Origin of the sequence: Streptomyces sp. NRRL S-37, assembly GCF_000721605.1 — a bacterium.
In the GTDB taxonomy this organism is placed as follows: domain Bacteria; phylum Actinomycetota; class Actinomycetes; order Streptomycetales; family Streptomycetaceae; genus Streptomyces.
Window position 1 is genome coordinate 129,058 of sequence record NZ_JOIZ01000020.1, and the last position, 19,183, is coordinate 148,240.

Sequence of the window (19,183 nt, forward strand, 5' to 3'; positions counted from 1 at the left end):
CGGGACGCGGGTCAGCCGCGTACGGCGGGGGCCCCGGGCTTCGGTTCCGGGATGGCCGGCTGTACGGAGGGAGAGGCCGGGCGGGTGGCGCGGCGGGCCGGGACCAGGAGGGCCGCGCCCGCCGCCGCGAGGCAGAGGACGGCGAGCAGGGCGAAGCCCTGGGTGTAGCCGGAAAGGACGCCGCCCGCAACTACGACGCCCTGCTGGCCGCGGCCCGCGACGCGTTCGCCGAGCACGGCTCGGAGGCTTCCCTGGAGGACATCGCCCGCCGGGCGGGGTCGGCATCGGAACGCTCTACCGGAACTTCCCGACCCGTCGGCACCTGTTCGAGAGCGTCTACGCGGGCGAGGTGAACGACCTGTGCCGGTACGCCGAGGAGGTCGCCGGCGGGGAGCCGTGGGAGGCGCTGGACGCATGGCTGCGCCGGTTCGTGGACTACACGGCCACCAAGCGGGCCATCCGGGAGGCGATGGACGGCGAGTCGGAGATCTTCCTGGTGTGCCGGGAGTCGATGTACGCGGCGGGCGGTCCGCTGTTCGAGCGGGCGCAGCGGGCCGGACGGGCGCGGGACGACATCGCCTTCGACGATCTGCTGCGGATGGTCGCCGGGATCACCGCGACGAACTTCCTCGACGACGCCCAGCGCGACCGGGTACTGGCCGTCGCCCTGGACGGGGTGCGCACCGAACGCTGAGCCGCGACGCACCGCGGGGCGGCCCCTCCTTCTCGGGGCCGCCCCGCGGTCGTGTCGGGTGGTGCGCGGCCGGGCTCAGCCGGTGGTGACCAGGTGCCGCGGCTCGCCGGCCCGCCGCTCCGACCGCGTGGTCCGCAGCGCGGCGATCCCGATGAAGACCATCGACGCCGTGCCGGCCAGGGCGAAGGCCGTGAAGCCCCAGTCGCCCTTGTCCGCGGCGAGCAACTGGCCGCCCAGCCACGGTCCGAAGACCGCGCCGAAGCGGCCCATGCCGGAGGTCCAGCCGACCGCCGTGGCGCGGTGGGCGGGGGCGGAGCCGATGGACACGGTCGCGTAGATCATCGTCTGGGCGCTGTTGAGGAACACACCGGTGAGGAAGACGACGACGAAGGTCAGCGCGAGCGGCATGTGGACGCTGAGCAGGAAGACGCCGCCGGCGGTCAGCGCGAACCAGATCGCCGAGATGCGCGGGGCGCCGAAGCGGTCGGAGGCCCGGCCGGCGATCAGCATGCCCACGATGCCGCCGAGGTTGAACAGGACGACGAAGGTGAGCGCGGAGCCGAGTTCGTAGCCCTCGCCGCGCATCAGGGTGGGCAGCCAGGTGGCGACGCCGTAGACGAGGAGCAGGCCGCCGAAGGAGGCCAGCCAGTACAGCAGGGTCTGGACCCACTCGCCGCCGCGGAACAGGTCGAGCAGGCTGGCCCAGGGGGCGCCGGCGGCGGTCCGGTCCTTGGCGGCGGGCAGTTCGGCGTCGTAGCGGGCGGCCAGCGCGCGGGCCTCCTCCGTGCGGCCGCGGGCGACGAGGAAGCTCAGCGACTCGGACAGGAACCGGGCGAGCACGGGGACGAAGAGGAGCGGGACCACACAGACCCAGAAGGCGGCGCGCCAGCCGAGCGGCTCGACGATCCACAGGGCCACGTAGGCGGAGAGGATGCCGCCGGCGTGGTGGGCGGTCATCAGCAGGCCGATGGTGAGGGCGGCGCGGGCGCGCGGGGCGTAGTCGGAGACCATGCTGATCGCGGTGGGGAGCAGGCCGCCGAGGCCGAGGCCGGCCAGGGTCCGGCCGAGGCCGAAGACGGCGACGCCGCTGGAGACCGCGCAGAGGCCGGAGGCCAGCGAGAAGAGCGCGACGCAGGAGACCATCAGCTTCTTGCGGCCGATGCGGTCGGCGACCGTTCCCGCGGTCAGCGCGCCGACGAGCATGCCGAAGGTGGCGTAGCTGCCGAGGTCGCCGGCCTGGGCCGAGGTGATGCCGAGGGCCTTCTCCTCGAGCATGTGGGGCAGGACCGAGCCGTAGATGAACATGTCCAGGCCGTCGAAGAGGACGGCGAGCCAGCACAGGCCGACGACCAGCAGGGCCAGTCTGCTGCCGCGGGCGGGCGGCGCGGAGGAGGAGGACATCGTTGTTTTCCTCTCGTCCAGGAGGAGTTTGCCTGGAGGGGATGTGTGATGGGGCGACGCTAAGGACCCCGCTCCCAGAGTGTCAACGCTTTTGTTGACAATCTCAGCAACAATTTGGGGGGTGGGTCGCGCACCCATGGATGTGACCCATGGGTGCGCGACCCACCCCCCGGTGGCGCGGTCCTCGTCAGTCGACCGGTGGTGTGCCGTGGGTGTGGAACGACGCGATGGTCTTCAGGCCCCAGGCCTGCCCCTTGGCGCGCTCCGCCTCGGTCCAGGTGATCAGCGGCCAGTCGGGCGCCAGCACCAGGCGGGTGAGCGGGTTGCACAGCTCGATGCGGTTGCCGCCCGGCTCGTAGACGTAGAGGAAGAACGTCTGCTGGATGGCGTGCTTGTGCGGGCCCGTCTCGATGAACACGCCGGTGTCGATGGCGAGGTCGGCGGCGCGCAGGACGTCCTCGCGGGTGTCGGCGGCGAAGGCGATGTGGTGCAGCCGTCCGGAGGAGCCGGTCCAGTCCTCGGTGTAGACGACGTCGTACGACTTGTCGGTGAAGGTCAGCCAGCGGGCGGCGATCCTCCCGGAGTCGAGCCGGATCTGCTCGGTGGGCCGGGCGCCGAGGAGCTGTTCCTGGAACTCGGCGTTGGCGAGCACGTCGGCGGCGAGGAAGTTGATGTGGTCGAGGCGGCGGACGCCGACGCCCCGGTTGGGCTTGGCCTGCGGCTGGTTCTTCAGCGCCGGCTTCAGCTCCTCGGGGGCCCGGTAGTGCTCGCTCTCCCAGTACAGGGCGTGCTCGTGGCCGTCGGGGTCGGCGGTGAGGTAGAGCCTGCCGATGCCGGGCTCGTCCTCGACCCACTTCCCGGACCGGCCCGCCGCTTCCAGGGCGGCCACCCGGCGTTGCAGCGCCTCCTCACTGGAGGTGCGCAGCGCGAGCCGGCCGAGGCCGGGGTGTTCGCGGGCGGTGAGGACCAGGCTGTGGTGTTCGTAGTCGTCGTAGGTGCGCAGGTAGACGGTGTCGCCGGCCCGGCCGTTGACGGTCAGGCCGAGGTAGTCGGTGAAGAAGGCGACGCTGGCGTCCAGGTCGGGCGTGAAGAGCTGGGCGTGGCCGACGTGGGCGATGTCACCGAGCGGCGGAGTCATGGGGGCCTCCAGGGCGTTGTGCGGGGATCGGTGCCGTCTCGGCGGGCCGGGGGAAGACGGTGCCGTCGAAGATCTTGCGCGCGGTGCGTACGACGGCGGTGCGGCGGACCGTGGCGGAGCCGGGGTCGACGTGGACGTCGACCTCCAGGAAGCCGGTGGGGTGTTCGACGCGTACCCGGTCGCCGGAGCCGGGGAGCCGCGCGATCCCCTCCCCCACCCCGCCCGCCACGCGCAGTCCGGCCGCCACGCTCGCGGCGCCCAGGACGCCGATGGAGGTGTGGCAGCGCACCGGGATGAAGGTGCGGGTGGTGACCGCGCCGCCGTGCCGGGGCGGGGCGAGCAGGGTCAGCTTGGGCACGGTGGCGCCCTCGACGTCCCCGAGGCCCATCAGGTGCCCGGCCGCCAGCCGGATCTCCTTGAGGCGGTCGGCGAGACTCACGTCCTCTTCCAGGTCCTTGGGCGTCTCGTACCCGGTGACCTTCAGCGCCGCCGCCGGGATCAGCACCACCGGCATGCCGTTGTCGACGCAGGTCACCTCGGTGCCGGCGATCGTGTCGCGGACGTTGCCGGTGGGCAGCAGCGGGCCCTCGCCCTGCGGGAACTCGATGACGACCGGGGCGGCGGTGCCCGGCACGCCGGATATCCCGGCGGTGCCGGTGTAGTCGACGCGTCCGCCCGGGGTCGGGAAGGTCGCGACGGCGCGTTCGCCGGTGTTGAGCATGCGGATGCGTACGGACGTCTCGCCGTCCCCGGCGGCCACCAGTCCGCGTTCGACGGCGAACGGGCCCACTCCGGCGAGGATGTTGCCGCAGTTCTGCCGGTCGGTGACCCCGGGTGTGTCCACGGCGACCTGGAGGAACAGGTAGTCGACGTCGGCGTCCGGGTCGGCCGAGCGGGAGACCACGGCGACCTTGCTGGTCAACGGGTGGGCGCCGCCCAGGCCGTCGATCTGGCGCGGGTCGGGGCTGCCCATGATCCGCAGCAGCAGGTCGTCGCGGGCGGCGGGATCGGCGGGCAGGTCACCGGCCAGGAAGTAGCCGCCCTTGGAGGTGCCGCCGCGCATCAGCGTGCAGCGCACCCCGTCGGAGCCGGTCACGGCCGCTCCCCGGCCGCGTACGCGTCGTACGACTGGTAGGTCACGCCCAGTTGCCTCAGCTTCTCGCGCAACCCGTAGCGGTCGAGGCCGAGTTGGCCTTCGATGAAGGCGGCGCGGGAGGCGGCCTCCTTGTTCTCCCGGGCCTCGGACGCCTCGGCCGTCTCCCGGGCCTTCTCGCGGGGGACGACCACCACGCCGTCGTCGTCGGCGACGATCACGTCACCGGGGCGGATCACCTGGCCGTCGACGGCGACCGGCACGTTGACCGAGCCGCCGGTGGCCTTGACCGTGCCCTGCGCGGAGACGGCCCGGGACCAGGCGGCGAAGCCCATCTCGCGCAGTTCCTGCGTGTCGCGGATGCCCGCGTTGATGATCAGACCGCGCACACCGCGCCGTCGCAGCGCGGTGGCGAACAGTTCGCCGAACATGCCGTCGGTGGACGGGGAGGTGGTGGTGACGACCAGGACGTCGCCCTCGCCGCACTGCTCCACGGCGGCGTGGATCATCAGGTTGTCGCCGGGCCAGGAGAGCACGGTGACCGCGGTGCCGGCGATCCGTACGCCCTGCTGGATGGGCCGCATCCCCGGTCCGAGCAGCCCGGTGCGGCCCATGGCCTCGCTGATCGTGGCCACGCCGTACCCGGCGAGCGCCTCGACGTCCTTCGCGTCGGTCTTCGGGGGGTCGGTGACGATGACGCCGCTCATGCCAGCTCCTTCGCGATCTGCGGGTACGGGCGCATGAACGCCTCGGCCATGGTCCTGTGCGGCAGGCCCAGGTTGGGGCCCGCGTTGCGCTTGAGCTGGACGCCGCGACGGACGGCCAGGTCGGTGTAGTAGTCCCACAGGTGCCGCTGTGCGGCGAGGCACTCCATGGCCTTGCGCTTGGTCTCCCACACCTCGGTGATGTCGAGCAGGACCTCGGGCCTGAAGCCGCTCATCTCGGGCTGGTGCGGCTCGAAGTAGAAGACGGGCGGGGCGCCGATGATCTCGCCCTCGCCCGGGTAGCCGATGGCCTGGGCGAGGACGCGGGCCTGGAGGGCCATGCGGTGGGCGGCCGGGTGGTCGCCGTTGTACGGGTCCTCGACGGGGTGGGTGAGCACCACGTCGGGCTGGGTGGCGCGGTAGACCTCGACGAGCCGGTCGGTCAGTTCGGGGGTCTCGGTCAGCGGGTAGTCGCCGGCGTCGAAGAAGCGGACCTCGGCGCCGAGGACGGCTGCGGCCTTCTCCGCCTCCTCCCGGCGTATCGCCTTGATCTCCTCCAGCTTCTTCCCCTCGCGCCAGGCCTTGGCCGACTCACCGCGCTCGCCGAAGGTCAGGCACGCGATGGTGACCTTCTCCCCGCGCGCGGCGGCCAGGGCGACGGCGCCGCCCGCCCGCCACACGAAGTCCCCCGCGTGCGCGGTGACGACGAGCGTCGAACGGGGGACGGCGGCGGGCGCGTTGGCATGCGTCATGACTGAAGATCTCCTTGGTGACAGGTGACGCCCGCCCCGGTGCGTGTGTCAGTCGCGCAGCGCCTCGATCACGCTGGTGAGGTGGGCGCGGACGGCCGCCTCGGCCGCCTGCGGGTCCCTGGCCGCGATCGCTTCGATCATGGCCAGATGCTCGTTCAGGGATTGCTGCGGACGCCCCGGCCGCAGCGCCAACTGGAAGCGGTGCCGCACCAGTTGGGCGTTGAGCCGCTCCAGGAGCTCCACGGCCGTCATCTGGCCGGAGAACTCCCGGATCCTGGTGTGGAGTTCGTGGTTGAGCTCCGAGTAGGTGAGCGGTTCGCCGTCGGCCACGGCCTTGCGCATCGCCGTGCCCAGGTCCTTGAGCTCGGTGACCTGCGCGTCGGTGACGGCGGCCGCCGCCTTCGCCGCGCAGAGACCTTCGAGGACCAGGCGGCATTCGGTGATGGCGACCGCTTCCTCCACGGTCACCACCCGCACCCGTGAACCACGGTTGCGGATCCGCTCCACGAGCCCCTGGGACTCCAGCTCGATCAGCGCGGCCCGGATGCTGGCCCGGGTCACGCCGAACTGCTCGGCGAGTTCGTTCTCCACCAGCCGCTGCGCCGGCGCCATCTCGCCGTGCAGGATCGCCTCCCGCAGCTGCCCGAGCGCAAGCTGTCTGGCCTGCTCCCCGGTGCCCGGACGGGCTTGGTTCGGCATGGTCGCCCTCCCTGAGTGAGTGCCTGTCGAACGTAAATCTAGCCAAACAAGATTGTCAACAATTTTGTTCGCCGTATTGCGGTGGTCGTTTCCGGTGCGCGGATTGTCCTGTCAAACGGTTGACATGACGGTGGGTGCCCGCAGAAGGTGAGCGGGCAGGACACGGACCGGGCCGGAGAGAGGCTTTCATGCTGGACGCACTGGGTGTCGCCGTCGTCGGATTCGGCTGGATGGGGCGGGTGCACACCCAGGCGTACGCACGCGTGCGGCACCACTATCCGCAGCTCGCCCTCCGCCCCGAGCTGGTCACGGTCGCCGAGGAGGTGCCGGGCCGGGCCGAGGAGGCCGCCGCGCAGTTCGGCTTCGCCTCGACGACCCGCGACTGGCGGGAGGTGGCCGCCGATCCCCGGGTGCGGGCCGTCAGCGTCACCGCCCCGAACTTCCTGCACCGCGAGATCGGCGTCGCGATGGCCGAGGCCGGCAAGCACCTCTGGATCGAGAAGCCGGTGGGCCTGGGCGCGGACGACGCCCACGCGGTCGCGGACGCGGTCGCCAAGGCCGGGGTCCAGGGGACGGTCGGCTTCAACTACCGCAACGCGCCCGCCGTGGAGGCGGCCCGCGAGCTGATCGCCTCCGGTGAGATCGGCACCGTCACCCATGTCCGCATCCGGCTCTTCAGCGACTACGCGGCCCACCCGGAGGGCGCCTTGACCTGGCGCTACGAGCGGGAGCGCGGGGGCAGCGGGGTGCTCGGCGACCTGGCCTCGCACGGCGTGGACCTGGCCCGCTTCCTGCTCGGCGACATCGCCTCGCTGGCCGCGGACACGGCGGTCTTCCTGCCCGAGCGGGCCCGCCCCGCGGGCGCCACGGCCGGTCACTCCCGCGCGGCCGGCGGTGAACTCGGCCCGGTGGAGAACGAGGACTACGTCAACTGCCTGCTGCGGTTCGCCTCCGGCGCACGCGGAGTGCTGGAGGCCTGCCGGGTGTCGGTCGGCGAGCAGAACAACTACGGCTTCGAGGTGCACGGGACGCGGGGGGCGGTGTTCTGGGACTTCCGCCGGATGAACGAACTCGGTGTCAGCCGGGGCACCGCCTACCAGGACCAGCCCGTCAGCACGGTCTACGTCGGTCCGGGGGACGGGGAGTTCGGGGCGTTCCAGCCGGGAGCGGCGAACGCCATGGGCTACGACGACCTGAAGGTGATCGAGGCGTACCGGTTCCTGCGCTCCGTCGCGGAGGGGGTTCCCTACGGGGCCACGTTGGCGGACGCCGTGCACAGCGCGGTGGCGCTGGACGCGATGGCACGGTCGGCGGAGAGCGGGGCCTGGGTGGTGCTCTGACATCTCCTCGCCCCCGCCGCCCCTTCCCGTCCCGTCCTTCAAGGGGCGCTGCCCCTTTGACCCCGGACGTGCGGGTAGGTGAGTGGTTGCTCACGCAGTTCCCCGCGCCCCTGCAGGGGCGCGGGGAACTGCGCATGGGGTCTGGGGGCGCAGCCCCCAGGGACGGGAAGGGGCGGCGGGGGCGAGAAAAAGAAGCGTCACTCCGACCGGGCGTTCTCGCGCCGGCCCAGCCACACCTTCACCGGCACCAGCACCAGCCACCACCACATGGCGGCGGACCCGACGGCCAGGGCGAGCGGGACGGTCACCAGGAACACCGCCACCGTCGCCCCCAGGTCGACGGCGTAGAGCCCCTCGTCCCGCACGGGTGCGGCTCCGCCGCGCAGCCGGGGGCGCCGGGCGACGAGGACGGCCAGCGCCAGGTGGACGGCGCCGAGCGAGGCCACCGTCACCGCGTAGATGATCACCGAGGCGCGTTCGTCGCCGTACTCGGAGACCAGCGCGGTCGGGAACGGCAGCAGGGCCGCGATGCCCAGACCGAGCACGGTCAGCGAGATCACCTGCCCGTCCACCTGCCGGACCGTGCGGAAGATCGCCCGGTGATCGCGCCAGAAGCCGCCCAGCACCGCCAGGCTGATCCCGTAGGCGCCCAGGTCGGGCAGCGTGTCGCCCAGGGCCTGGTGGAACTCCTCGGAGTCCAGCCCCTGCGGCACGGAGATGTCCAGGACCAGCAGGGTGATGGCGATGGCGAACACGCCGTCGGCGAGCGCGATCAGCCGCTCGGGCCCGCCTTCGGGCGTCGGATTCCTCATGCGCACGACGGTAGGCAGGCCCGGCCCACGGCATGTGGTTACACGCCCGGCCGTCACCCCACCGTCGTCGGGGGCGGCATGTTGTAGGGGGTCACCACCTGGACGGCGGAGGGAAGGGTCGGCCCCGCCGGCGGCAGGGCGCCGTGGGCGCGCATCACCAGGTGGCAGGCCTCCCGCAGGTCGTGGCGCAGGTCGTGGTGGAGCACGGCGGACAGCCGGTGCTCGCGCAGCAGCCGGGTGTTGTCGTGGTCGAGGTCGTGCGCGACGAACACCGCACACTCGCGTCCGGCGTCCTCGAAGGCGCGCAGGGTGGCGATGTTGCCGCCGCCGATCGAGTAGACCGCGCGGATCCCCGGGTCGCGTTCCAGGGCGGCCCGGACCAGGTCGTACTGGGTGGCGTCCAGGCCCTGGCCCTCGGCGATCTCGACCAGCGCCCGCCCCGGCTGCCGTGCGCGCATCGTCGCCCGGAACCCCATCTCGCGCTCCTCCTCGTTGCGGAAGGACCCGCTCGACAGACTGGTGAGGACATTGCCCGGCCGGTCCCCCAGCCACTGCCCCACCAGATACGCGGCGGTCGCGCCCGCCGCCCGGTTGTCGCTGCCGACGTGCCCGATCCGGGCGCTCGCGGGCAGGTCCGTCACCAGGGTCACCACGGGGATCCCGGCCGCCGCGAGCCGGCCGACGGCCGCGGTGACCTCGGGGACGTCGGGGGCCTTGAGGAGCACGCCCTGGGAGCCGCGCCGGCCGATCCGGTCCAGGACGGCGACCAGTTCCCCCGCCGGGCCTGTCTCCCGGAAGTGGAAGCGGGAGCGGACCACCGCCGGGTGCAGGGAGGGCAGTTCGGCCTCCAGCGCGGCCCGGACGGCCGTCGAGAACCGCTCCGGCGACTGCATCACGATGTCCACCATGAACGTCCGGCCGACCAGCCGGACCTGGGTGCGCTGCCGGTCCAGGTCGGCGATCGCCCGGTGCACCTCCCGCGCGGTGCTCTCCCGCACTCCGCCCCGGCCGTTGAGGACCCGGTCCACCGTGGCCTCGCTCAAACCGGCCTGACGTGCGATTTCCCGGATCGGGAAGGGATGGCCCACATCCGCTCCTGAGGGGTTTTTGATGGCTCGCTGCTGGTTGTTCGAAGGGTTTGTACTGACAAGAATGACATCAGTCGCGTCGCTCCGTGACCCGAAGGGACGACCCCATGTCAGCCTCCACCCACCAGCGGACGCCCGCGCCGGCCGCCTGGCTGTCCGAGCGGGACTGCGATCTGGACGCCTTCCGCGCCCTGGTCGAGCAGCCGACGGATGCCGCCGCCTACCCGCACGCCAGTGGCGTCGAGCGGAACGTGCTGCTGTACGACGCCGACCGGCTCGCCCTCGCCGACCGCCGTGCCGTCCAGGCCGAGCTGGTACGCGCGTTCGCGGACGGCCCCGGCATCGTGGTGATCCGCGGCGCCTTCGCCGACCCGGCGGTGGTGGACCGGACCACCGCCGTGTTCGACGCCCTGATCGCCGAGCAGCGCGCCTCGGGCGCCGCGGCCGGCGACCACTTCGCCAAACCGGGCGCCAACGACCGGGTGTGGAACGCCCTGGAGAAGGCGGCCCTGTACGACCCCGAGGCGTTCGCCGACTACTACGCCAACGACGTGATCGCGCTGGTCTCCTCCGCCTGGCTCGGCCCCGGCTACCAGGTCACCTCCCAGGTCAACGTGGTCAATCCGGGCGGCGCGGCGCAGACCGTGCACCGCGACTACCACCTCGGGTTCCTCTCGAACGAGGCCGCCTCCGCCTACCCGGCGCACGTGCACCGCCTCTCCCCCGTGCTCACCCTCCAGGGCGCGGTGGCCCACTGCGACATGCCCGTCGAGTCCGGGCCCACGCTGTACCTGCCGCACTCGCAGAAGTACGAGCCCGGCTACCTCGCCTGGCGACTGCCGGAGTTCCGGGCGTACTTCGAGGAGCACCACGTACAACTGCCGCTCGCCAAGGGCGACGCGGTGTTCTTCAACCCGGCGCTGTTCCACGCCGCCGGCGCCAACCACTCGGCGGACATCCGGCGCATGGCCAACCTGCTCCAGGTGTCGTCGGCGTTCGGCCGGGCGATGGAGACGGTGGACCGCGAGGCGGTGGCGGGCGCCGTGTACCCGGTGCTCCTCAAGCGGCGGGGCGAGGGCGCCGGCGAGCGGTGGCTGGAGAACGTGATCGCGGCGAGCGCCGAGGGCTACCCCTTCCCCACCAACCTCGACCGTGACCCGCCGGTCGAGGGCCTGGCCCCGCCCTCGCAGGCCGACGTCGTGCGCCGGGCGCTGCGTGAGGGCTGGACCGCGCGGACCCTGCGGGGCGAGCTGCGGGCCGGCGCCAAGCGGCGCGAGAGCTGAGAGGAGCCGGACGCAGGCATGGGACTTCTCGACGACAAGGCCGTTCTCGTCAACGGCGGCAGTCAGGGCGTCGGCGCGGCCGTCGCGCGGGCCGCGGTCCGCGAGGGGGCGGTCGTGGCCGTGAGCGGGCGGCGCCCGGAGCCCGGTGAGGCGCTGGTGGCCGAACTGACCGCCGCGGGCGGCAAGGCGATGTTCGTACGGGCCGACCTGGCGGACGCCGAGCAGGCCACGGCGTGTGTCGCGCGGGTGGTGGAGGCGTACGGGCGGATCGACTGCCTGGTCAACTCCGCGGGACTCACCTCGCGCGGGACGCTGCTCGACACCACGCCCGAACTGTTCGACCAGCACATCGCGGTCAACCTCAAGGCGCCTTTCTTCGCCATGCAGGCCGCCGTCGCCGACATGGTGCGGCGCGCGGCACCCGGCACGGTCGTCAACGTCATCACCTCCTCCGCGCACGGCGGGCAGCCGTTCCTGGCGCCCTACGTCGCCGCGAAGGCGGGGCTGATCGGCCTGACGCGGAACGCGGCGCACGCCCACCGCTGGGACCGGATCCGGATCAACGGCCTGAACATCGGCTGGACCGCCACCGAGGGCGAGGACGCCACCCAGCGCGCCTTCCACGGCGCCGGGGACGACTGGCGCGAACAGGCCGCCGCGCGGCTGCCGATGGGAAAGCTCGGCCAACCGGACGAGATCGCCGACTTCGTGGTCCTGCTGCTCTCCGACCGTTCCGGGGTGGTCACCGGCTCCGTGATCGACTGGGACCAGAACGTCCTCGGCGGCCTCGACTGACCTCCCCGCACACCCCGCTCGTACGCACCCGCAAGCAAGGAGCACCGTCCCCCATGCGCATCGGAATCCTCGGCCTCGGCCGCATCGGCGCCTTCCACGCCGAGACCCTCTCCGGGCTCGGCGCCGTCGAGTCCCTCGTCGTCTCCGACCCGTTCGCGGACGCCGCGAAGGCCGCCGCCGAACGGTTCGGCGCCGAGGTCGCGGACTCCCCCGAGGCCCTGCTCGCGGCCGGGGTGGACGGCGTGGTCGTCGCCGCCGCGACCGACGCCCACCCGGCGCTGATCCTCGCCTGTGTGGAGGCGGGCGTGCCCGTCTTCTGCGAGAAGCCGGTGGCCCGCACCATGGCCGAGGGGGTGGCGGTACTGAAGGCGGTCGAGGGCCGTGACGTGCCGGTCCAGATCGGCTTCAACCGCCGCTTCGACGCCGGCTTCGCCGCCGCGCGGGCCGCCGTACGGAGCGGGGAACTGGGCACGCTGCACACCGTGCGCTCGACGACGCTGGACCCGGCTCCGCCGCCGGCCGCGTACGTCGCCGCGTCCGGGGGCATCTTCCGGGACTGCTCGGTGCACGACTTCGACATCATCCGCTGGGTGACCGGCCGCGAGGTGACCGAGGTGTACGCGGCCGGCGGCAACCGGGGCGCCGGCTACATCAGGGAGGCGGGCGACGCCGACACCACCGGCGCGGTCCTCACCCTGGACGACGGCACCCTCGCGGTGGTCTCCAACAGCCGCCACAACGGCCGCGGTCACGACGTCCGCATGGAGCTCCACGGCTTCGCCGACTCGATCGCGGTGGGGCTGGAGGACAGGCTGCCGCTGCGGTCGGTGGAGCCGGGCACGGCCTTCCCCGCCGGTACTCCCCACGACTTCTTCATGGACCGGTTCGCTGCCGCCTACCGCGCCGAACTGGCCGCGTTCACCGAGGTCGTGGCCGGTGTCCTCCCCTCGCCGTGCACGGTCGCGGACGCCCTGGAGGCGGGCTGGATCGCCGAGGCGTGCACCCTGTCGCTGCGCGAGCACCGTCCCGTCACCGTCGAGGAGGTACGGCAGGGCTGAGCGGGTCCGGCCGGGCCCCCCGCGCGCCGGAATCCCCGGAGCCGCGCGGGCGGGCCCGCCGTCACCGGTACAGCGCGGGTTTCTCCACCAGGTCGACCTCCACCCGGCCGCCCTGCTCCAGCGCCCGCACCCCCGCCTCGCACACGGCCGCCGCGGCGTAGCCGTCCCACGTGCCGGGGCCGGTGATCTCGCCGCGCCGGGTCGCGTCGACCCAGGCCTGGACCTCGTCGTCGTAGGCCTGGGCGAAGCGTTCGGTCCAGTCCTGGGCGATGGTGCCGCCCCAGTGGCCGGCCGTGTGGGTGACCAGGGCGTGGCCGTCGCCGATGCGGGCGGTGCCGCCTTCGCAGACCACCTCGGCCTGTACCTGGTAGCCGAAGCCGCAGTTGACGAAGATCTCGACGTCGCTGAGCGCGCCGCCGTCGGTCTCCAGGACGACGAACTGCGGGTCGGCCAGTCCCTCGGGGGCGCCGGCCGACGGGGTGGGGCGCAGGACCGTGACGGCGGTGATCTCGTGGCCGAGGAGCCAGCGGGTGGCGTCCACCTCGTGGGCCACGGAGTCGGTGATGAGCATCGCACTTGTGAAGAAGGGCGCGCTGGCCACGTTGCGGTGCCGGTTGTGCAGCATCAGCGGACGGCCCAGTCGCCCGGTCTCCAGCAGGGCTTTCAGGCGCACGTACTCGGTGTCGTAGCGGCGCATGAAGCCGACCTGGACCCTGCGGTGGCCGAGGGCCTGTTCGGCCTCCATGACGCGCAGGGCGGAGGCCGCGTCCGGGGTGAGCGGCTTCTCGCACAGGACGGGCAGGTCGTGCTCGAACGCGGCGATCAGGGCGGCCTCGTGGGCCGTCCCGGAGGAGGCGATGAGCACGGCGTCGACGTCGGCCACCGCCATCGCGGCGGCCGGGTCGGTGTGGGCGGTGCAGCCGTCGACGCCCGCGGCGACGGCCTCGGCCCGTCCGGCGTCGATGTCCACGACGGCGGTGACCCGCGCGCCGCTGACGGCCCGGTCGATGCGGCGTACGTGGTCGGCGCCCATCCGGCCGGTGCCGATGACGGCGACGCGCAGCGGCTCGCGCCGGTCCATGGCTCTCGCCTCCCCTTCGCCGGGCTCGTCAGGCGCCGCAGGAGCGGAGGAACCGGCGGGTGCGCACGGCGATGGGGAGCGGCTTGTCCGGCTCGCAGGGGTACATGTCCTGCTCGACGATCGCGAACAGGTCCACGCCCAGCTTCTGCGCGGCCGTGAGGACCGGGCCCAGCTCGGGGACGCCGGCGGGCGGTTCGCACATCACCCCGCGCTGCACGGCCGGCCCGAACGGGACCTCGTTCTCGACGACGTCGGCGAGGATCTCCGGGTCGACCTGCTTGAGGTGGAGGTAGCCGATGCGTTCGCCGTAGGTCTCGATCAGCTTGACGCTGTCGCCGCCGCAGTAGGCGTAGTGGCCGGTGTCCAGGCAGAGGCTGACCAGGCCGGAGTCGGTCGAGTCGAGGAAGCGCTCGACGTGCTCCTCGGTGTCGATGTGGGTGTCGGCGTGCGGGTGGACGACGATGTCCAGGCCGTACGTGTCCTTCACCTCGCGGCCGAGGCGTTCCATGCCCCGGGTGAGGTGGCCCCACTGCTCGGTGGTGAGCTCCGGGGCTTCGAGGATCTCGGCGGTCTTGTCGTCGCGCCAGAAGGACGGGATGACGACGAGGTGCTTCGCGTCCATGGCCTGGGTGAGGGCGGCGACGCGGCTGACCTGTTCCCAGGTGCTGTCCCATTCGGAGGGGCCGCGGTGCAGTCCGCAGAAGATGGTGCCGGCGGAGACCTTGAGGTCGCGCTTCTTCACCTCGTCGCCGAGGCGGGCCGGGTCGGTGGGGAGGTAGCCGTAGGGGCCGAGTTCGATCCAGGAGTAGCCGGCCTCGGCGACCTCGTCGAGGAAGCGCTGCCAGGGCACCTGCCGCGGGTCGTCGGGGAACCAGACGCCCCAGGAGTCGGGGGCGGAACCGATCCGGATGCGGTCGAGCGCGACTGCCATGTCAGGACTTTCCTTCCGGAGTTGCGGCCGCGGGGGCCTGGAGGTCGCCCTCCTCGGGGAGTTCCTCGGTGTCGACGCCGCCGACCTGCGCCAGTTCGTGCTTGAGCGCGGCCAGTTCGGCGCCGCCGGCCATGTGGTTGGTCAGCTCCTCGAGGCCGACCTCGCCGCGGGGGGCGGACAGTTCCGTGGTGCCCAGGCGCAGCACGCTGAAGTGGTCGCCGACCATGTAGGCGTGGTGCGGGTTGTGGGTGATGAAGATGACGCCGAGGCCGCGGTCGCGGGCCATCGCGATGTACTTCAGGACCACGCCGGACTGTTTGACGCCGAGGGCGGCGGTCGGCTCGTCGAGGATGAGGACGCGGGCGCCGAAGTAGACGGCGCGGGCGATGGCGACGCACTGGCGCTGGCCGCCGGAGAGGGTGCCGATGGGCTGCTCCAGGTCGTCCAGGACGATGCCCATGTTGCGCAGTTCCTCGTCGGCCGTCCTCTTCATCCGGTCGATGTCGAGGCGGCGGACGGGCCAGGGGCCCTTGGTCATCTCGGAGCCGAGGAAGAAGTTCCGCCACACCGGCATCAGCGGGACGACCGCGAGGTCCTGGTAGACGGTGGCGATGCCCTTGTCGAGGGCCTCACGCGGGGTGGAGAAGCGCACCGGCTCGCCGTCGACGAGGAACTCGCCCTCGGTGTGCTGGTGCAGCCCCGAGATGATCTTGATGAGGGTGGACTTGCCGGCGCCGTTGTCGCCGAGGACGCAGGTCACCTCGGCGGGGTGGACGGTGAGGTCGACGCCGTGCAGGGCGCGGATGTTGCCGTAGGACTTGCCGGCGGCGCGGAGTTCGACCAGGGGGCGGTCGCCGGCGGGCGCGGTGTCCTTGCGGACGGCGCCGTGGGTGCCGGGGGTCTTGTCGGTCATTGCGGTCACCTCCGGGTCGCCTGGCGCTGGACCCACAGATTGATGAGGACGGCGCCGAGCAGCATCACGCCGAGAAAGGCCTTGAACCAGTCCGGGTTCCAGCCGGCGTAGACGATGCCCTGCTGCACCATGCCGAACATGAAGGCGCCGAAGACCGGGCCGATCGCGCTGCCGGCGCCGCCGGTCAGCAGACAGCCGCCGATGACGGCGGCGGCGATGTAGATGAGCTCCTGGCCCACGCCCTCGCCGGACTGCACGGTGTTGAAGGAGAACAGGTTGTGCATGCCGACGAACCAGGCGCCGAAGCCGACCAGCATGAACAGGGAGATCTTGGTGAAGGTGACGGGGACGCCGACCGCGCGGGCGCTCTCCTTGTTGCCGCCGACGGCGAAGACCCAGTTGCCGTACTTGGTGCGCAGCAGCACCCAGGTGGCCAGCGCGGCGAAGACGAGCCACCACACCACGGTGATCTTCACCTCGACGCCGGCGACGTCGAAGGTGGAGGCGAAGAGGGCCTTGGCCTGGTCGAAGCCGTCCATGTCGGCGACGCTGTCGGTGGCGACGTTGCCGGTGACCAGCTTGGTCACCGCGAGGTTCACGCCTTGCAGGATCAGGAAGGTGCCGAGGGTGACCAGGAAGCTGGGCAGTCCCGTCTTGACCAGCATCCAGCCGTTGAACGCGCCGATGCCCAGGGAGACCGCCAGGGCGACGATCACGCCCGTCCACACGTTCAGGGTGAGCTGGTAGCTGAGCATGCTCGCGGTCAGTGCCGAGGTCACGACGGCGACACCGGACGAGAGGTCGAACTCTCCGCCGATCATCAGCAGGGCCACGGGCAGTGCCATGATCCCGATGACCGACGACTGGTACAGGATGTTCGCCATGGAGCCGCCGTCCCGCACCGGCGGAGCGGCGAACAGGAAGAACACCATGACGGCCATGGCGCCGAGGAACACGCCGACCTCGGGACGGGCGAGGAGCCGCAGGGCGAGCGGGCGCCGCACGGTGCGGCCGTCGCTCTGTTTCGGGCCGGGGGCCGGCGGTGGACCCACCGCCGGCTCAGCCTGTTGGGCCATGCTCATCACCGAGTGCCCTTCGCGGCGTACTCGGAGACCGCGTCGACGTTGGACTTGTCGACGAACGCCGGGCCGGTCAGCACCGGCTGCTCACCGCCGCCGCTGTAGTTGCCGTTGTTCTTGTAGAGCCACAGGCCGTCGACGGCGAGGTAGCCCTGGAGGTAGGGCTGCTGGTCCACGGCGAACTCGATGTCGCCGGCCTCGATCGCCTTGGCCAGCTCCTTGTTGAGGTCGAAGGTGGCGACCTTCGCCTTGCTGCCCGCGTCACCCACCGACTGCACCGCGGTCGGCGCGAAGGGCGCGCCGAGGGTGACGACGTAGTCGATGGAGGAGTCCTGCTTCAGCTTCGCGGTGATGGTCGACTTCACCGACGGCATGTCGGTGCCGTTGACGTTGAGGATCTGGGTCTCGCCCTTGAAGGTCTTCTTCACGCCGTCGCAGCGCTGGGTCAGGCCGACGTTGCCCTGCTCGTGGATGACGCAGACGGTGTTCTTCGCGCCGACCTCGTTCAGCTTCTTGCCGAAGGCCTCACCCGCGACGGACTCGTCCTGGCCGAAGAACTCGAGCAGGTCGAGGTCCTTCCAGTCGGTCAGTCCGGAGTTGAGGCCGACGACGGGGATGCCGGCCGCGTTCGCCTTGGCTATGACGGCCTTCAGCGCGTCCGGCTTGGCGAGGGTGACCGCGATGCCGTCGACCTTCTGGTCGATCGCGTTCTGCACCAGGTTGGCCTGGGTGCCGGCGTTCGGGTCGTTGCTGTAGACGAGGTCGACGTTGTCCTTGGCGGCGGCGGCCTCGGCGCCCTTGCGGACGATGTCCCAGAAGGTGTCGCCGGGCGCCTGGTGGGTGACGAGGGCGACCTTCATGCGGGGCGTGTTCGCCTTGCCGGCGGAGGCGTCGGCTCCGCCCTCCTCGGACTCCTTGCCTCCGGAACCGCTGGAGCAGCCGGCGAGGGTCAGGGCGGCTGCCGCCGCGACCGCGACGAACGCGATTCTGCGGGAGCGGGTGTGCGAAGAGCGGTCCATCTGTCCTGCACCTCACTGTGCTACGCGGGGAAGGGGCGGGAGTCCGAGGATCCGGTGCCTCGGAGATCCGTGGGTGTGCCATGGAACACGGCGGTCACGCTGGGACGCGATCCAATCCCCAGAACCGCCCGGTGTCAATACTTTGTTAAGACATCATTTCACTAACTAGTCCGAATGTAAGTACAAACTATTGACATCGCCGCCCTCCGAGACCTACACCTGTGAGGCGGCAGGTCCCTGGAATCCTCGCCCCACCGTGGCAGGGCGCCCTGGGACCCGCATCCCCAGCAGCTCGAGGAGCGTCGCTCAATGGCCGTCCCACCACACTATTTCGACCTGATCACCATGGGTCGCATCGGGGTCGATCTTTATCCACTGGAGACCGGCGTTCCGCTGGCGCGGGTGGAGACGTTCGGGAAATTCCTGGGCGGATCGGCCGCGAATGTCGCGGTGGCGGCGGCGCGAATGGGACGTTCCGCGGCCGTCATCACGCGTACCGGTGACGACCCGTTCGGCACGTTTCTGCACGAGGCGCTGAAGGAGTTCGGCGTGGACGACCGCTGGGTCACCCCGGTCGCCGCGTACCCCACCCCCCTCACCTTCTGCGAGATCTTCCCGCCGGACGACTTCCCGCTGTACTTCTACCGCCGTCCCAAGGCCCCGGACCTGGAGATCCACGCCGACGAACTGGACCTGGCCGCCGTACGCGCGGCCGGGATCTTCTGGATCACCGGCACCGGTCTGAGCGAGGAACCCAGCCGCTCGGCCACCCTCACCGCCCTGGAGGCCCGCGCCCGGGCCGGCACCACCGTCTTCGACCTGGACTGGCGCCCCATGTTCTGGCGGGACCCGGACCAGGCCCGCCCGTACTACCGCGAGGCACTGCGGCACGCCACGGTCGCGGTCGGCAACCTCGACGAGTGCGAGGTCGCCACCGGTGTGCGCGAGCCCGCGGCCTGCGCCGAGGCGCTGCTGGAAGCCGGGGTGGAGCTGGCCGTGGTCAAGCAGGGCCCGAGGGGCGTGCTCGCCGTGCACCGCGACGGCACCCGGGCCGAGGTGCCCCCGGTGCCGGTCGAGGTGGTCAACGGCCTCGGCGCGGGCGACGCCTTCGGCGGCTCGCTCTGCCACGGTCTGCTCTCCGGCTGGGACCTGGGGAAGACCATGCGCCACGCCAACGCCGCGGGAGCCGTCGTCGCCTCCCGCCTCGCCTGTTCGTCCGCCATGCCGACCGAGCCGGAGGTCGCGGACCTCCTCGCGCGGGCCGCCTCGCCGGACCCGGCGGACCTGCCGAGCCAGTCCTGAA

At 71.9% G+C, this 19,183-nt stretch carries 19 protein-coding genes and 1 pseudogene; 6 read left to right on the plus strand and 14 right to left on the minus strand.

Features of this window, described 5'->3' with window-relative positions; all coding sequences use genetic code 11:
- Positions 1–11: 11 nt before the first annotated feature.
- Positions 12–236, minus strand: a complete 225-nt coding sequence (locus IH50_RS41160) for a hypothetical protein (protein WP_267883281.1) — start codon at positions 234–236, stop codon at positions 12–14.
- Between IH50_RS41160 and IH50_RS38050 the strand changes: the two are divergent.
- A pseudogene (locus IH50_RS38050) lies at positions 159–694 on the plus strand (TetR/AcrR family transcriptional regulator). The gene IH50_RS41160 and the pseudogene IH50_RS38050 overlap by 78 nt on opposite strands.
- Positions 695–769: 75 nt before the next feature.
- Here the strand turns inward: IH50_RS38050 and IH50_RS0128320 are convergent.
- From IH50_RS0128320 to IH50_RS0128345, 6 genes are all read right to left on the minus strand, one after another.
- A complete protein-coding gene (locus tag IH50_RS0128320; RefSeq protein ID WP_030868287.1) occupies positions 770–2,095 on the minus strand; it encodes an MFS transporter in 1,326 nt (441 codons plus the stop codon).
- A gap of 187 nt (positions 2,096–2,282) precedes the next feature.
- Positions 2,283–3,233 (minus strand): catechol 2,3-dioxygenase, encoded by a 951-nt coding sequence (locus IH50_RS0128325; protein WP_030868289.1) that lies wholly within the window; start codon positions 3,231–3,233, stop codon positions 2,283–2,285.
- Positions 3,214–4,329 carry a 4-oxalomesaconate tautomerase gene (locus IH50_RS0128330; RefSeq protein ID WP_030868292.1) on the minus strand — a complete coding sequence of 372 codons (1,116 nt, stop codon included), beginning with the start codon at positions 4,327–4,329 and terminating at the stop codon, positions 3,214–3,216. The genes IH50_RS0128325 and IH50_RS0128330 overlap by 20 nt, the downstream gene beginning before the upstream one ends.
- On the minus strand, positions 4,326–5,033 hold the full coding sequence (locus IH50_RS0128335) for a 4-carboxy-4-hydroxy-2-oxoadipate aldolase/oxaloacetate decarboxylase (protein ID WP_030868295.1): 708 nt from the start codon (positions 5,031–5,033) through the stop codon (positions 4,326–4,328). The genes IH50_RS0128330 and IH50_RS0128335 overlap by 4 nt, the downstream gene beginning before the upstream one ends.
- Positions 5,030–5,782, minus strand: coding sequence for a PIG-L deacetylase family protein (locus IH50_RS0128340; RefSeq protein ID WP_030868298.1), 753 nt, complete (start codon positions 5,780–5,782; stop codon positions 5,030–5,032). Before IH50_RS0128340 ends, IH50_RS0128335 begins: the two co-directional genes overlap by 4 nt.
- Before the next feature lie 48 nt (positions 5,783–5,830).
- A complete protein-coding gene (locus IH50_RS0128345; RefSeq protein ID WP_030868302.1) occupies positions 5,831–6,481 on the minus strand; it encodes a GntR family transcriptional regulator in 651 nt (216 codons plus the stop codon).
- 188 nt (positions 6,482–6,669) lie between these two features.
- Here IH50_RS0128345 and IH50_RS0128350 point away from each other — a divergent pair, with 188 nt between their 5' ends.
- Positions 6,670–7,821, plus strand: a complete 1,152-nt coding sequence (locus IH50_RS0128350) for a Gfo/Idh/MocA family protein (protein WP_030868305.1) — start codon at positions 6,670–6,672, stop codon at positions 7,819–7,821.
- A gap of 197 nt (positions 7,822–8,018) precedes the next feature.
- On the opposite strand, the gene IH50_RS0128355 is transcribed toward IH50_RS0128350, so the two are convergent.
- Positions 8,019–8,594, minus strand: a complete 576-nt coding sequence (locus IH50_RS0128355; protein ID WP_030868308.1) for a TMEM175 family protein — start codon at positions 8,592–8,594, stop codon at positions 8,019–8,021.
- A 92-nt stretch (positions 8,595–8,686) separates the two neighbouring features.
- Complete coding sequence (locus IH50_RS0128360; protein ID WP_030868310.1) at positions 8,687–9,721, minus strand: LacI family DNA-binding transcriptional regulator; 1,035 nt, start codon at positions 9,719–9,721, stop codon at positions 8,687–8,689.
- A gap of 107 nt (positions 9,722–9,828) precedes the next feature.
- Here IH50_RS0128360 and IH50_RS0128365 point away from each other — a divergent pair, with 107 nt between their 5' ends.
- From IH50_RS0128365 to IH50_RS0128375, 3 genes are read left to right on the plus strand one after another with little or no spacing between them, the layout of a single operon-like run.
- Positions 9,829–11,004 carry a phytanoyl-CoA dioxygenase family protein gene (locus tag IH50_RS0128365; protein ID WP_030868313.1) on the plus strand — a complete coding sequence of 392 codons (1,176 nt, stop codon included), beginning with the start codon at positions 9,829–9,831 and terminating at the stop codon, positions 11,002–11,004.
- Positions 11,005–11,022: 18 nt separating this feature from the next.
- Entirely contained in the window at positions 11,023–11,799 is a 777-nt protein-coding gene (locus tag IH50_RS0128370) for an SDR family oxidoreductase (protein WP_030868314.1), read from the plus strand.
- Between the two features lie 53 nt (positions 11,800–11,852).
- Positions 11,853–12,857 (plus strand): Gfo/Idh/MocA family oxidoreductase, encoded by a 1,005-nt coding sequence (locus tag IH50_RS0128375; RefSeq protein ID WP_030868316.1) that lies wholly within the window; start codon positions 11,853–11,855, stop codon positions 12,855–12,857.
- 61 nt (positions 12,858–12,918) lie between these two features.
- Here the strand turns inward: IH50_RS0128375 and IH50_RS0128380 are convergent, their stop codons facing one another.
- From IH50_RS0128380 to IH50_RS0128400, 5 genes are read right to left on the minus strand one after another with little or no spacing between them, the layout of a single operon-like run.
- Positions 12,919–13,938: a Gfo/Idh/MocA family protein gene (locus tag IH50_RS0128380; RefSeq protein ID WP_030868318.1), complete on the minus strand. Its 1,020-nt coding sequence runs from the start codon at positions 13,936–13,938 to the stop codon at positions 12,919–12,921.
- A gap of 28 nt (positions 13,939–13,966) precedes the next feature.
- Positions 13,967–14,869 carry a sugar phosphate isomerase/epimerase family protein gene (locus IH50_RS0128385; RefSeq protein WP_030868321.1) on the minus strand — a complete coding sequence of 301 codons (903 nt, stop codon included), beginning with the start codon at positions 14,867–14,869 and terminating at the stop codon, positions 13,967–13,969.
- Position 14,870: 1 nt separating this feature from the next.
- Entirely contained in the window at positions 14,871–15,782 is a 912-nt protein-coding gene (locus tag IH50_RS0128390; protein WP_030868324.1) for an ATP-binding cassette domain-containing protein, read from the minus strand.
- A 5-nt stretch (positions 15,783–15,787) separates the two neighbouring features.
- A complete protein-coding gene (locus tag IH50_RS0128395; protein ID WP_030868326.1) occupies positions 15,788–16,864 on the minus strand; it encodes an ABC transporter permease in 1,077 nt (358 codons plus the stop codon).
- Positions 16,864–17,880: a sugar ABC transporter substrate-binding protein gene (locus IH50_RS0128400; RefSeq protein WP_030868329.1), complete on the minus strand. Its 1,017-nt coding sequence runs from the start codon at positions 17,878–17,880 to the stop codon at positions 16,864–16,866. The genes IH50_RS0128395 and IH50_RS0128400 overlap by 1 nt, the downstream gene beginning before the upstream one ends.
- A gap of 309 nt (positions 17,881–18,189) precedes the next feature.
- Between IH50_RS0128400 and iolC the strand changes: the two genes are divergently transcribed.
- Complete coding sequence (iolC, locus tag IH50_RS0128405) at positions 18,190–19,182, plus strand: 5-dehydro-2-deoxygluconokinase (protein WP_030868333.1); 993 nt, start codon at positions 18,190–18,192, stop codon at positions 19,180–19,182.
- The last annotated feature ends 1 nt before the right edge of the window (position 19,183 follow it).

Excerpts from the sequence above, each read along its gene's own strand:
- IH50_RS0128320 (WP_030868287.1), bottom strand. The coding sequence starts at position 2,095 with ATGTCCTCCTCCTCCGCGCCGCCCGCCCGCGGCAGCAGACTGGCCCTG.
- IH50_RS0128325 (WP_030868289.1), bottom strand. The coding sequence starts at position 3,233 with ATGACTCCGCCGCTCGGTGACATCGCCCACGTCGGCCACGCCCAGCTC.
- IH50_RS0128335 (WP_030868295.1), bottom strand. The coding sequence starts at position 5,033 with ATGAGCGGCGTCATCGTCACCGACCCCCCGAAGACCGACGCGAAGGAC.
- IH50_RS0128340 (WP_030868298.1), bottom strand. The coding sequence starts at position 5,782 with ATGACGCATGCCAACGCGCCCGCCGCCGTCCCCCGTTCGACGCTCGTC.
- IH50_RS0128345 (WP_030868302.1), bottom strand. The coding sequence starts at position 6,481 with ATGCCGAACCAAGCCCGTCCGGGCACCGGGGAGCAGGCCAGACAGCTT.
- IH50_RS0128350 (WP_030868305.1), top strand. The coding sequence starts at position 6,670 with ATGCTGGACGCACTGGGTGTCGCCGTCGTCGGATTCGGCTGGATGGGG.
- IH50_RS0128365 (WP_030868313.1), top strand. The coding sequence starts at position 9,829 with ATGTCAGCCTCCACCCACCAGCGGACGCCCGCGCCGGCCGCCTGGCTG.
- IH50_RS0128370 (WP_030868314.1), top strand. The coding sequence starts at position 11,023 with ATGGGACTTCTCGACGACAAGGCCGTTCTCGTCAACGGCGGCAGTCAG.
- IH50_RS0128375 (WP_030868316.1), top strand. The coding sequence starts at position 11,853 with ATGCGCATCGGAATCCTCGGCCTCGGCCGCATCGGCGCCTTCCACGCC.
- IH50_RS0128380 (WP_030868318.1), bottom strand. The coding sequence starts at position 13,938 with ATGGACCGGCGCGAGCCGCTGCGCGTCGCCGTCATCGGCACCGGCCGG.
- IH50_RS0128385 (WP_030868321.1), bottom strand. The coding sequence starts at position 14,869 with ATGGCAGTCGCGCTCGACCGCATCCGGATCGGTTCCGCCCCCGACTCC.
- IH50_RS0128390 (WP_030868324.1), bottom strand. The coding sequence starts at position 15,782 with ATGACCGACAAGACCCCCGGCACCCACGGCGCCGTCCGCAAGGACACC.
- IH50_RS0128395 (WP_030868326.1), bottom strand. The coding sequence starts at position 16,864 with ATGAGCATGGCCCAACAGGCTGAGCCGGCGGTGGGTCCACCGCCGGCC.
- IH50_RS0128400 (WP_030868329.1), bottom strand. The coding sequence starts at position 17,880 with ATGGACCGCTCTTCGCACACCCGCTCCCGCAGAATCGCGTTCGTCGCG.
- iolC (WP_030868333.1), top strand. The coding sequence starts at position 18,190 with ATGGCCGTCCCACCACACTATTTCGACCTGATCACCATGGGTCGCATC.